The sequence below is a fragment of the Pedobacter ghigonis genome, from assembly GCF_903166585.1.
Lineage (GTDB): Bacteria > Bacteroidota > Bacteroidia > Sphingobacteriales > Sphingobacteriaceae > Pedobacter > Pedobacter ghigonis.
The window spans coordinates 232,472-245,177 of record NZ_CAESCM010000001.1 but is presented as its reverse complement, the minus strand read 5'-3'; the positions used below and the strand labels follow the sequence as shown (position 1 = coordinate 245,177).

13 protein-coding genes are annotated in these 12,706 nt (G+C 36.3%); all 13 read right to left on the bottom strand.

Annotated features, from left to right (window positions below; all coding sequences use genetic code 11):
• Positions 1–157: 157 nt before the first annotated feature.
• Complete coding sequence (locus tag HWV58_RS01110; RefSeq protein ID WP_175632289.1) at positions 158–1,312, bottom strand: glycosyltransferase family 4 protein; 1,155 nt, start codon at positions 1,310–1,312, stop codon at positions 158–160.
• A gap of 102 nt (positions 1,313–1,414) precedes the next feature.
• A complete protein-coding gene (locus HWV58_RS01105; protein WP_235972608.1) occupies positions 1,415–2,710 on the bottom strand; it encodes a glycosyltransferase in 1,296 nt (431 codons plus the stop codon).
• A gap of 8 nt (positions 2,711–2,718) precedes the next feature.
• A complete protein-coding gene (locus tag HWV58_RS01100; RefSeq protein WP_175632288.1) occupies positions 2,719–3,921 on the bottom strand; it encodes an acyltransferase family protein in 1,203 nt (400 codons plus the stop codon).
• Positions 3,918–4,901 carry a hypothetical protein gene (locus HWV58_RS01095; RefSeq protein WP_175632287.1) on the bottom strand — a complete coding sequence of 328 codons (984 nt, stop codon included), beginning with the start codon at positions 4,899–4,901 and terminating at the stop codon, positions 3,918–3,920. The genes HWV58_RS01100 and HWV58_RS01095 overlap by 4 nt, the downstream gene beginning before the upstream one ends.
• On the bottom strand, positions 4,888–6,084 hold the full coding sequence (locus HWV58_RS01090; RefSeq protein ID WP_175632286.1) for a glycosyltransferase: 1,197 nt from the start codon (positions 6,082–6,084) through the stop codon (positions 4,888–4,890). Before HWV58_RS01090 ends, HWV58_RS01095 begins: the two co-directional genes overlap by 14 nt.
• Positions 6,074–7,057, bottom strand: coding sequence for a glycosyltransferase family A protein (locus tag HWV58_RS01085; protein WP_262890317.1), 984 nt, complete (start codon positions 7,055–7,057; stop codon positions 6,074–6,076). The genes HWV58_RS01090 and HWV58_RS01085 overlap by 11 nt, the downstream gene beginning before the upstream one ends.
• Before the next feature lies 1 nt (position 7,058).
• Entirely contained in the window at positions 7,059–7,766 is a 708-nt protein-coding gene (locus HWV58_RS01080; protein WP_175632284.1) for an FkbM family methyltransferase, read from the bottom strand.
• On the bottom strand, positions 7,756–8,703 hold the full coding sequence (locus tag HWV58_RS01075) for a glycosyltransferase family 2 protein (RefSeq protein ID WP_175632283.1): 948 nt from the start codon (positions 8,701–8,703) through the stop codon (positions 7,756–7,758). Before HWV58_RS01075 ends, HWV58_RS01080 begins: the two co-directional genes overlap by 11 nt.
• Positions 8,704–9,507: a glycosyltransferase gene (locus tag HWV58_RS01070; RefSeq protein WP_175632282.1), complete on the bottom strand. Its 804-nt coding sequence runs from the start codon at positions 9,505–9,507 to the stop codon at positions 8,704–8,706. It abuts the gene before it with no gap.
• Entirely contained in the window at positions 9,492–10,415 is a 924-nt protein-coding gene (locus tag HWV58_RS01065; protein ID WP_175632281.1) for a glycosyl transferase, read from the bottom strand. The genes HWV58_RS01070 and HWV58_RS01065 overlap by 16 nt, the downstream gene beginning before the upstream one ends.
• 6 nt (positions 10,416–10,421) lie before the next feature.
• Complete coding sequence (locus HWV58_RS01060) at positions 10,422–11,273, bottom strand: hypothetical protein (RefSeq protein WP_175632280.1); 852 nt, start codon at positions 11,271–11,273, stop codon at positions 10,422–10,424.
• Entirely contained in the window at positions 11,270–12,166 is an 897-nt protein-coding gene (locus HWV58_RS01055) for a glycosyltransferase (protein ID WP_175632279.1), read from the bottom strand. Before HWV58_RS01055 ends, HWV58_RS01060 begins: the two co-directional genes overlap by 4 nt.
• Positions 12,159–12,686: an acyltransferase gene (locus tag HWV58_RS24560; protein ID WP_317174759.1), complete on the bottom strand. Its 528-nt coding sequence runs from the start codon at positions 12,684–12,686 to the stop codon at positions 12,159–12,161. Before HWV58_RS24560 ends, HWV58_RS01055 begins: the two co-directional genes overlap by 8 nt.
• Positions 12,687–12,706 lie beyond the last annotated feature (20 nt).

Genomic DNA, 12,706 nt, shown 5'->3' with positions numbered 1-12,706 from the left:
ATTCCTGATGTATTTTTATCCGGTGGTAAACCAATAAAAAAACGATATAATTAGAAAAACAAAAATCACTGAAGCATTAAGTTCCGATATAAGATTGGCTGATTCCAGAAGTTTAAATTTATAACTAAATCTCTTAACGAATCTGAAATTTTTTATTCTATTTGTTCTCCAAACTGTTTGTTATTGCGATTGCCTGTCTTTCTATAGACCAATTTTGTATGGTTTTGCGCGAATAATTTCCCATTTCTTTTAAGTCCTGCTTTAAAATAATTTCGAGTTTTTTTTTAAGCTCGTTTTCGTTTTCAGATTCAAATGTATATCCATTTTTGCCCTCTCGTACAAGATCACTACTGCAACCAACTTTATCGGAAACAAGTATAGCTTTCCCTGCAGCCATAGCCTCATTTACAGCTAAACCCCATGTTTCTCCAGGTCCACGCGATGGTAAACAGAATAGGTCGCACGCCTGATAAAAGACTGGTATCACATTTTGGTTTTGAAAATCCATAAAATGAATTCTGTTTTTCGCTACAGAAGTCGATGCTAACTGTCTTAAGTCTTGTTCGAGTGCCCCATTTCCTATAAATAATAGCTGTACATTTAATTGATTTATTTGCAAAAATGTGTTAAGTAATAATTTCGGATTTTTTTTATGTTCAAATTTTCCTGCAAAAAGTATTAGAATTTCATTTTCATCTATTCCGAGTGATTTACGAAGTGCCAGCGCTTCAACCCTCCTGATTTGCCCGAATCGATCATTATCTATCGCGTGTGGTGCACAAATTAATTTTTCCTTTGGAAAACCCATGGCCTCGAAATAGGCTTTATTGGCTTCGCCAACATAAAATGCGATATCTATATGTTTATATACCCAAGTTAAAAAAAGTTTGCGGACGATTTTTGTTAGTAAATGTTTACTGTCTAATAATGTTGAATCTCCTCTAAACCAAATTGGTATTTTTCCACTAAAGTATCTGATGCACTTCAAATGGCTTTCATACGACCAACCATATACCAGTATAGCGTTTGGTTGAAACAATTCAAGGATATTGATCAAACCGGGATTTCTGATGCCAAAAAAATGATGTCCAATAGCTTTGGCATTATTTTCAACAATTTCGTAATTATATCCGCTTAACAGAGGAATATCCCAGATTACATGCTTTTGAAATCCTTCATCAAAATGCCCATTTTCAATTGCATTGTTACCGATTGTATAGAATACCTTTAGTTCACAACTTTTAGCAAGAAGTTGAAATAGGGGTGAATAATATTGTATTGGATGAGATAAAATTATAGCTAGTTTCTTCAAAATCAACTTCAGTTGGGAATACAGTATAACATATGTGGTTCATAACTCTCAGCTGACAGCGGATTTAATTCAGAATACCACGCGCTGTCTTTATCTAAGCGATTATACATTTGGTCTTGCTATGCTTTTATTGAAAAGATCGCATTGTTTTTGAGTTGTAGCTTTTGCACGGTATTTTTCAAACGCTACCCAATCGGTTTGCAACTCAATAGATTTACTTTCAGCAATTTCACCTAGAAAGTGTCTTATCTTTTTTACTGATTGTTTGAACTCTAAGATATTAGCAACAACACCTGCTTTGCAGTCTATTAAAGATTGAGCGGCACTACTTTCCATATTAAAAATTGCTAATATTGGTTTTTCAGTCATGATATAAGGATATATCTTAGAGGCCGTATAAGCCGGTTTTTCATGACCTGGAATAAATAACGCGTCTGCTGATTGAAGATTATATAAGCTTTCATAGAATGAAATACGGTCAGTTTGCTCTGTAACATATTTTGCCAAACCAAGTCTCTCTGCAATGGTGAAAAGCATTTTTTGCCCACTTCCCAATGGAGCATAACTGGTTCCAATAAAATGAAATCGAATCTTATCAAAAATATTAGGATTTGATTTTAATCCATCTTTAAATCCTTTCAGTAAAAGCATTACTGCTCTTTGCATATCAAAACCGCCCCGTCCAACATAGACAATATGTTTAAATTCGGGATTATTGTCAAAGGCAAGGGCAAGGTTGTTGCTATTGTTAATTGCTATTTCCAAATCTTTTTTAAAACCACCAAAAGTTATGGTTGATGATGGTATGGTTTTCAAATGTGGGTAACGTGTTCTCAGGTCATCAATATATGCATCGGATACAGCTATAATACCCGAAACATATTTCATTGCAATAGGTTCTAAATATTTATCTAACCGATAAGAAAACCAGTATTTTTTTGGGCGTTTGTATTTTGGCTTGTCTTCATAATAGTTGGTAAACCAAGGGTCCTGCATGTCGATAACGTATGGGATGCCAAATTTTCTTTTCCAGTAGGGGCCTAAAGCACAAACGGGAAATTGTGTAGTCGAGAAAAATATGAGGTCGAATTTTTCTTTTTTAAGTAAACGATTAACATAGCTCTTATAAAACCACATTGATCTTAAAGCAATACTTCCCAATCCAACTTTATAAGTTAACTTTTTGGGCAGAGCACTTATTTTATGAATCTTAATATCTTGGGGAACTGAATCATTTAAAAGGTAATCGAAAACAGCATCAGTATATTGTTCTGCAACACACACAATTTCCGCATCCCAATCAAAATCTCGGTAAAAAGGAACGCTCATCCTCACCCGTTGCATATCCGCAGCGTTAGAAGGAACAAAATAGGGAGAAATGATGAGGACTTTTTTCAAGGGATTATCTATAGAAAATTTCGATTAACTGCTTTCTGGATATATTTCTCCAAGATATAGCAAAAAATCAATGTCGTTATTAACATTATGCCAATTTTCAAAACCAGGGATATGGATAACGTATAATAGATTAGCATCAGTATAGGATAGTGAAGGAGATATAAACTATAGGAAATTTTGCCTGTCTGATAAAATAATGGCCTTACCAAATTTAAATATAACGCAATGAAGCCCTTTTTTAATATCCCAATATGGAATAATAGAGCGAGCCATGGCAGAGTACAGTACAGGACCTTAATTGTAAAAGCATAACTGCTATCGAATAAGAGGAGTGAAGAAGAAATTAAATAGATAATTGCTATCGCGAATCTAATTTGTAGATCACTTTTTGTTTTCTCTTTTCCATATTGTTTTTCTTTACTAAGAAAAGAAAATAGCGGGATGCTAACGATTGCAAAAAGTAAGAATTTACAAGGGTCGTAATATGCTGAAGTAAGATGTAATCTCGAAATTAAAGGTAAACAAGACAAACTAAGCATTGCTGTTACAAAATTAACGGTGTATCTTTTATTAAATTCCCATATCAGGAAACCAGTAATCCAGATGGGTGAGAAAGCCATCATCTCAATGAGATAGGATAAAAAGGATTTTTGTACCGGTATAAAATAGAGTATCTGGGAGACAAGGCCAAAAACAAACCAAATGCAAATCCTTAAAAAACTATACTTTTTATCCCTGATCACAAACACAGCAAAGATGAAATAAAAGAAAATTTCGAAACTTAAACTCCAGATTACAGGATTACTTTGCCAATAAACTGCCGAAATATTTCCGGTAAGTGTACTTACAGGAATAACGTTAGCTATTATTTTTTTATAGTTGAGGTCATTACCGAAAATATAGAAATCAATCAAGACAGTAAGTAAAATGCTAATTAATAATGTTGGATAAATTCTAATTAATCTTTCATATAGAAATCTTTTGGCGCTTCGTGGTTTTTTTTCAAGAGATGAATGAATGACGAGGCCTGATAAAACAAAAAAGATAATGACCGATTCGATTCCCCAATTGGAAATCATGTTAATGAGGTGGTTCTTTTGTTTTGATATTTCGGGTAATTTATCAACAATATGCCCTATAACCACCGCAAAGGCTGCAATTCCCCTGACAACTTCTAAATTAGTATTTCTGGCGGATAGAATATTCGTCATCTAACCTGGAATAAATAATTTAATTTAAACCACCTTTTTTGCTGTAATTTTCTTCTTGGCTCAGACCAATCCACCAGATCATCAACAATATCGTAAAATCCATATTGCGAAAGAGGCAGGTTATTTTCTTCAATTTTTTTAATGAGAATATGGAGGTTAGCATAAAATTCTGTAGTTCGGTAGGGGGGATGCAAGGACCACAGGCCATTTACTGAACCTAAAAAATCTATTCTCTTTAGATTCTTTTGATGCATTAATGTGCTAATTAAATGTTCAGGTAAATCAGCGTTAGAATTTCCAAAAAGAATAGCCTTTAGCTGATCTTTCAAGCCTGGTTTTTTTAGTCGTAACTTGAAACGATGAAGCATTGATTTTTTCAGCATAAAAATGCGTGTACTGAATCCATCCAGCTGGAATTTGTAAGGTTCGTTGTCAAATTTCTTTAGGATATTTTGCCCGATCAAATTTTGGTTTTTTGAAGGCGGGCCGGGTAATGGCGATACTGAAAGCAAATCTTCCTGGCCAACCAGTAGCATTGCTGCTTCCTGGATCCATAAATTGCTTTTTCCTCCTAAAAATATATCAGCGTCTAAATGAAAAATCAAATCATTGCTACAATTAAAAAGACCGAAAAAGTAACAATAAAAAGGACCGCCTCTAAAGTCTTTTTCCGGGATATGCTTCTTATCAAAAAAATATTTTGCTACTTTTTTTTGGGTTTCTTTAGCATAATCAACATATAGAATACGTACAGTATATTGTTTCGATATGTTTTCTAATAATGATTTGAGGTCGGCTTCATTTTCCACCCAATTTGTTGAAAATCTGCCCTTACTGGGTTTTGATTCAACTGTAAGTAAAATTTCATCAACCTGATCTGCTAAAATTTTTAGCTGATGAGGTAAAACCTGTTTAACCAAATGATAATCACTGGGAGAAAGATTGATCTGTAAACTTATTTTATGTTTACTGTAAGGCATTTTCTATAATCTTTAAAAATTGTGGCACTTGTTTTTTCCAATCGTAATAACAAGCCATTTTATTTACACGGTCATGAATTTTTCTACAACTCTTTAATTGAGTTAAGTATTGCTCTAGCTCCAGATAATTAATTTTAGCAAAATCGATCATGATTCCTGGTTGAAATTTATTGAATACTTCTTGTTGTCCAGCGGTATTGGTTGCAATAATAGGTAGCCCAGACTGGATATACTGAAACAATTTATTTGTGATTGTATATTCACGGTTTTTCGGCTGGTGTAGCTCTATCGCCAAGCCAATGTCAAATGAAGAGAGCAGTTGACCAATCTCTTCTGTAGAGATAAGTTCGTAAAAGATAAGATTTACATGAGCATCTGCAATTGTTTTCAATAAATCTTTAAAAGGCTCTTCAACTTCACCAATTAGATGCAGTTCTAAGGCAACGGGTATTTTTTTTAGCACAACAATGATCTCTTCAAGTCCTCTTCCCGGGCCGATATTTAATGAAAACCAAACTAACTTTAAAGTTTCGTGAACTTTATTCTGTTTTTTTAACGTTTCAGTATCAAAATCGAAAGAATTATATAATACTTCAGGCATTGTGCAATCGTATTGTTTGGCCAGCTGGCTGGCTAATGATTCAGAGGTGGTAGTGCAATATGTCCCTTCGGTCAGTGCGGTCTTCTCCAATTCTTTCAAAAGCTTATTTGTACCTAAAGACCTTCTTTTATCGGAAAGATTTTCCGAATGCCAGTCTTCCAAATCAAAGCCTACTTTAAACCCTTTTTTTAATAAGAGTTTGCCAATGTATAATGGCAATTCCTGATGACAAATGTATAAATCTGCTTCAATTGCTTTACTTAATTTAAGATACCTAAGCGGTGCGTACCCTAGTGCAAATCGTGTTTCAATGCCAAAGAAGTTAACAACCAAAGATCCGATTTTTTTTGTAAGACGGTCTAAAAAAGTTGTCCAGTTTTTAGTTGATAAATCAGAAACATGGGTAATTTTAATTGGTTCTCCAAGGAGCAATCTGGCATCATCTTCCGCAATTGACTTTGAGTAAATGGAATTTAATATATGAACATTATAACCAGCCCTAGCCAGTGCAAGTGCCTCTTTTACTACCCTGGGGTTTCGGCTAAGATGCGTGTGCGTGATAATACAGATTTTAGCCTTCAAATGATTGATTTGTTGTTAAAAATATCCAAGATTCACTTTTTGTTTTTTTTGCCAGCATACAAAAAAGAGTCGTTTTTGGCTTTTTTAATACTGTTAATAAATATCGAAATTTCTCGCCAATGTTAGATAACTTAAACAATAGTATTGCTGATTTTGAAACTAGAGATGCGTTAAACAAGGTAGTTTGTAAATACTGATCCTTTGTTCTTGCTTTTTTCCAAAGATCCTCTGCTAGTTTTTGTCTATCTTTCTTATTTGCATTTTCAAATACTGAAGATACCAGCAATGCCTGATAGACAGACCAATCACTATTTTTGACACGGCTTGTTTTCAGGGTCACAGCAAAATTAACCAAAGGTTTTGTAATGATCAAAATGGGGTGTGGGATAACCCTTTCTCTAAAATGTTCTGTTACATCGATAGGTATACTTGCTGGAGTAAGCCAGTTAAATGTTCCGGTTTTCCAGAACATTGATGAGTTGCAGATTTTAGCATCCCCACATTTTTGTATAGCCCTGAAATTGAACAAATAATCTGGATCTGAAGTTGGCCAAATCGTTGTCTCCGTATCGATCCAGTCACCATTTATTTTTTCTATCCAGATTCGTTCGTTCGATACGGCCAGTTTAACCTCAGGCTTATTCCTTAATCCTGTTAACATTTCATGAAGAAAAGTTTCTTCATACCAATTGTCATCCTCTAATATACAGGCATAGGGTTCACTTATTTGATGCGAAAATGCATAATTGAAATTTCCAGTTCCGCCTCTTTTTTGCGAGGGTAGGGAGAGCGCTATTCTTGAGTCGGCAATTTCATTGATCAATTTTTCAACGCTCAAGTCATCGGGATCATCATTGATAACTTCTGCTGTCCAATTTTTATACGATTGGTTCAAAAGAGAATTCAAAGCCCTTTTTAAAAGTATTGGCCTCCTGTAGGTAATTACGAAAATTCTGATAGTAGGTATGTCCAAATTATTTTTGAGCAATAAATAAGGCGTTAAAATAGCCTAATTTTTTAGGGTTATCAAAAAAAGCCTGGTCGTAGATGCCAACCAGATTAAACTGATACGCGATCAAAAAGTCTTGAATGTCTTTAAGGTGGGTATGGTTCTTGTCGTTATATTCAAGGCTGGCTTCCGTTAATATCATTTTTATTTTGTTACCCGCTAATGTTTTACCCGAGCCTTGCAATACTTGTATTTCAAAACCTTCGACATCAATTTTTAAAAGGTCAATATTTTCAATTCCTTTTTCTTCAAGGTAATGATCGAGGGTGGTGATTTCAACCTCTTCTGTTTTATTTGAATTGAACGTTCCATCCGTCGTGTGTTGAAGGCTATTGGTTTGCGAATTTTTTTGTAACACTAGCCTTGTCTTTCCTTTTGTGGATGATAGAGCAAAATGTTCAATAAAAACATCCTTCCAATGTGGTTGTTTTTCTTTTAAGATTTCAAAATTCTGCAGAATAGGCTCAAAAGCATATATTTTCGAATTTGGATAGTGAAATTTAAATTCTGCAATGGTTTCACCATGGTGTGCACCTACGTCAACGATATTGAAAACATCGATACCAAATCTGTTTTTTAAATCGAGGAAAATGTCTATCCCGACAGAAATTCCTGCTGTTTTTCTTAGAAACCAGCCCTTCTTTGCTAAAAATGCTTTCAGCTTATTTTTCATTTGTTAAACATTTTTTTATTCTCTTGGTTAGTTTCCAGCCCAGTAGTCTATTAAAAATACTCGTAAGACCTCCTGATTCGGGCTTTACCGATGATCCTCCCAATGATTTTACATGTGTTTCAATTTCCTTAATCAAAAGCTTATTGTTAGGATAAATCTCATATATACAGCTTTGTAACATGTTGGCGCAGCATGTTTTAATGTTTTCCTGTTCTCCATAGGCTTGTATAGCATATTGCGTTGAAAGATATACCGAGCGGTAAAGTGAATGATAGGCAGCTTTGCCTTTTTTATCCGAGAGGCCTTTTATGCCCGATCGATAAAAAAATAATGCAGCAGGGTTCATCACAATTTTATTGGCCTTAAGGAAAACCCTGGTAAAAAATTCGAGATCATCGTTAAGGTTGAGTTCCTCATTCCATAAACCGGCCTGATCAACTACTGACCGGTGCATGAGCATACGTCCGGGCGTAGTCATGGGATTACAAGCTTGCCAATAGCGTAAAATCCATTGCTTAAAGTTCAGTTCTTCATTGAGAGTAGGCTCTTCTTTAAAACTTTTGGTATCGTTGTGGTAAAACCGGCCCCATCCCGAAACAGCAACTACATCATGCTGATAGCCGATGGATTTGAACTGTAGTTGAATAAAATCCTTTGGGACAAGATCATCTCCATCAAAAAACACAATATACGCTCCATTTGCTTTTTGATAGGCCACATTTCTTGCCGCTGCTGCTCCAGATTGATTGATAGAGAACACAAAAACCCTGGGATCGTTTATACTACTGATCTGCGCTAAAGTATCGTCTTTCGAACCATCGTTTACCACAATGATTTCGAGTTGCCGATACGATTGGTTACATAGCGATTTTAATGTATCTGCTATGTACAAGCCACAGTTATGAGCAGGAATGCAAATGGAGATTAAGGGGAACATCTATTTTATGCCGTGCTTCCTTTTTAATTTTTCAAAGATGGAGGACTCAGAATAGCGCTTATTTTTATCATACTGATAATTTTTCCACACTTCGTTCCATAAGTGAAGCGTATATGAATTCTTGGTAATCCTTCGGCCTGGCATGGTCTGAGGTTTAAATATAGGCCTTATCAGCTCCTTGTACTTGCTTAAATTACTTCTATCATCCAAGATCAGCTCTCCAACGTTTTTCCAGTTTATTGGATTAAAAAAATCGTATTCCAGGGCATTTTCCCTTAGTTTAAGGTCTTTTATTGCCTGTTGGAACAGAAAAGGACCTGCTAAGCCAAAATCCATATTTTGAAGGTCGATTTGTTTTATCTTATCTAGACAGTAATCCATGAAAAAATGATCGCTGGGCGCTTTAAAAATACAATTATTCACAACTGAACCATATTCGCCCTCGTTACTGGTACAGAAAATAAGGTCAGCAGTTAAATCGAGGTATTTGAGGCAGATGATATCCATATCTACCCACCATCCGCCACGTTTCTTGATCAGTTGTAAACGGAATACATCGGCAAAACCCGAAACAGAACCTTTGGCCCATCCATCTTTATACCTGAAAATGGATTCCTCTTTCATAATGTCGTTGGCATCGAAAATTTTGGTTCCTGGAGGAATGTTTTTGATATCATGATAGGTATATAAGTGAAATTCGTGCCCATGATCCAAAAAAGATTGGATGCACAATTTTTCTACGTTTGATAACTGCTCTCCAATCCATAACGATTGGACATGTTTGGGTACTAAAATGTTTTCCATGCTTTTGCGAAGTATGCAATTTTGGATAAATCAACATAATGATGAAGTATCCCTTCTTTTTGGGTTACCTGATCAGGTGTTGGGTTTACAATATATTGGTCTTTATTCAATATCACCGATCTGTTCTCCCCGATAATCATTGAAGTGAGTGCCTGCTCCAGGTAATAGGAAGTTTTTTCAGCCTCTTCAAGTCCGGTTATCCAGTTTTCGAGGTTTCTCCAGTTTATTCCAGAACTTTTTAGTCCTATAACGCCAACGTTTATCAAGGGATGGATTTTTGATCCACATAGTTTTTCCATTAGCCTGGTAGTATATCCGTACGATTGCTCACAGTCTTGCATATAAATGGGGCTTTGAGGAGATTTTAACCAATGGATGATATCCGAGGCCTTCTGCCAGAACAACATATCCGAATCCAGTACAAGTTTCCAATCATTACCATCCTGAATGGAGTGGATGTCGGTTAACTTTTTAATGTGGGGATAAATGCGCCTTTTGTGATGTAGAACAGGAAACACTTTTTCTGGTAAAAGTTTGTCTAAATTCTTTTTGATCTGCGAAGCGCTAACGATTTCGGTGTTTTTTGTCTGTTTATTTATAAGTGAAATAATTTCCCTGTTAAAAGTTCCGTCATCAACCAATATAAACCTGAAAGATCCTGGCTGGTATTTTATGGCCGATGCCATGCAGAACAATGTTTGGTATAGATATTTTTCCCCTGTTAGAAAATAAATCGGTAAGCCATCTGGATTGGACTTGATTTCGGGAAGCGATGCAACCGCTCCTTTCATTTTGCGACTGTTAAGTTGCATCCTCCGGTAAGCGAATATACCTCCATAGTGTTGATAGGTTTTCCATTTTGCTTTTGGATAGCGGTATAGTAAGTCGATTATCTTTTGGTTCAGCATAAATGTTTAACTAAGAAAGAATGCGTCGCGCCAAAAGAGATGCCTTACATTACTGGTATAGTGCCTGGCTGTGTACTGCTTTTTCGTGGGGCTAAGGGATTGATCATCGTCGTTAAAATTGCCAATGATCTGTTGCTCCCATAAAACCCCAAGCGAAGTACTTGCTATTTCTGCGAAAATGGTCTGCTCCGATAAGAAATCATAATTGGGATGAATAAGGTTTAGCGCCTCTTCTATTTTATGCTGTTCATATAAATTTATGCCATGTGCGTAAATAAGTCCTGCATTCAGGCTGCCATATTTTTGAAGGCTGCCGTCAAAAAACTTTAATAATCTTTCATCATAAGCGCTTTTCCAATCGGCAGACCCACCACATGCAAATGTTGTTTGATTTTTGGGCCAGTAGGGGAGGAAATCCTTAAAAAAAAGGATGTCACTATCGATCCAGACCACTGGTTTTTCTTCTGCATGGTGTAAGATGATGGCCAGCTTTTTACCGAAGGCATTTAACCGGGCATAGTTTGCAACGGCATTTCTACCCTTTTTCAGGTGATAATTTATACTGTCTTCCCAGCCGTTGAACTGAATTTTACCTTTCCAGAATTTTAACGAACTGGCAATTTTTTCTGTCGTGATAGAACCATCAGAGGCTATAATAAGCGTTGGCAGCTTTGACCAGGTTTTGCTTATGGTGAAGAGGCATAACCTGACCATTTCGATATGTGTTTTGCCGGTCATCATCAAGATAAACTGATCAGATGTTTCCTTTTGTGTAGTTTTAAAGTTTTTAAAGCGAAGTAAAAACCGGTATATCACTGGCATCCGGTAGGCTAAAGATTTTTTTATTTTATTGATCATGTTGCCAAGCCATCAAAAATACCACATGCACCTTTCCATTTAATGTAATTTATTTTATTGCTCCAGGCTTTGTAAGCAAACCATGCCCTGATTTTCCTGATAGGGACTGTACATCTCCTGATTTTCTTCCATGGACAGATATTATGCGACTGGAGCAGAATTACCCACGATTTGCTGCTTTCATTGGTAAGTTTGCTGATGTATTTAAAGGTTGTCCGTGATGGGGGGATAAGGTGTTTTAGCTCGAGCAATGGAAAATATCCTACCTGCCAACCTGCTTTTAAAACTTCAATCACTATATCATTGTCGCCTCCCGAGCTTAAGCTATTACCTGTTCTGTCGAGAATAACGTGCACTTTATTCCGATAGATTTTTAAGGCATCCATACGCAAAACCATTCCGGCCCCAACCGGGGATGCCTTAGGGTAGGTCTTGTCCCAATGGGCGAGTATTACTTCTTCACCAAGGTCTCTAATGGCTAATAATTCATAAAAATCCGCTAACCAAGCTTCAGGCTCATTGTCAAATGCCCCAAGGATTTTACCGCCAGCCGCCCCTAAATTTAAATTTGAAGCGAAAATTGCTGCTGCATTGGCCAGATAATCTGGTCTTAAGAGATTGTCATCATCAACCATTACAATAAGTTCGCCCTTTGCTGCCCTTAATCCTGCCAGTCGTGCATGGGTAAGTCCCTGTGTTAGCTCTTTTATAACCTGATAATTGAGTGTAGGGGAGCAGTTCACTTTTATTGCCTTACTGGAATTATTATCTACAATGATTAATTCCCAAAGGTCTTTTGAAAGGTTTTGCTCTTCGAGGTGTTTGATGGTTAGATCGAGCTTGGCCTGGTTTGGGTTGTAAGTGGGAATAATTACACTAATCAATTTAATCATTTCTGAAGCCAATAATTTTTGCAGGGACGCCAACGGCGATTGCGTACGGTGGTAAATCTTTTGTAACTACAGCCCCTGCGCCAACTACACATCCATCGGCTATATTTACATTCCCCAATATTTTGGCTCCTGCACCAATCCAAACATCATTGCCAATTTTAACCGGCATTAAAATATCTCCCTGAGACCGGATTAAAACATCTTTTCGTGGGATAGTATGATTTGAACTTACTATACAAGTGTGCATGGCAATAAGCGTGTTTTCTCCAATTTCCACGTTCCCATGCCCGTATATGCAAACATATTCGCCTAAAAAAGTATTTCTGGCAATGTGAATTTTACCACCATATGCCTTTAGCACAGAACCCCTTGAAATTTCGCAAGCGCTATCTATTTGAACAATGCCACAGGAATCGTTGCTCCAGCCTTTGGATACAAATACAAATGGATGTATCATCACGGCTTTGCCTATTTTTATACCAAATATTCTTAAGATTAAAGTATATAAAACTGAGATCATATTTAGCATAAATTATTTAG

Excerpts from the sequence above, each read along its gene's own strand:
- HWV58_RS01080 (WP_175632284.1), bottom strand. The coding sequence starts at position 7,766 with ATGAAAAATAAGCTGAAAGCATTTTTAGCAAAGAAGGGCTGGTTTCTA.
- HWV58_RS01100 (WP_175632288.1), bottom strand. The coding sequence starts at position 3,921 with ATGACGAATATTCTATCCGCCAGAAATACTAATTTAGAAGTTGTCAGG.
- HWV58_RS01075 (WP_175632283.1), bottom strand. The coding sequence starts at position 8,703 with ATGTTCCCCTTAATCTCCATTTGCATTCCTGCTCATAACTGTGGCTTG.
- HWV58_RS01065 (WP_175632281.1), bottom strand. The coding sequence starts at position 10,415 with ATGCTGAACCAAAAGATAATCGACTTACTATACCGCTATCCAAAAGCA.
- HWV58_RS01095 (WP_175632287.1), bottom strand. The coding sequence starts at position 4,901 with ATGCCTTACAGTAAACATAAAATAAGTTTACAGATCAATCTTTCTCCC.
- HWV58_RS01060 (WP_175632280.1), bottom strand. The coding sequence starts at position 11,273 with ATGATCAATAAAATAAAAAAATCTTTAGCCTACCGGATGCCAGTGATA.
- HWV58_RS01055 (WP_175632279.1), bottom strand. The coding sequence starts at position 12,166 with ATGATTAAATTGATTAGTGTAATTATTCCCACTTACAACCCAAACCAG.
- HWV58_RS24560 (WP_317174759.1), bottom strand. The coding sequence starts at position 12,686 with ATGATCTCAGTTTTATATACTTTAATCTTAAGAATATTTGGTATAAAA.
- HWV58_RS01070 (WP_175632282.1), bottom strand. The coding sequence starts at position 9,507 with ATGGAAAACATTTTAGTACCCAAACATGTCCAATCGTTATGGATTGGA.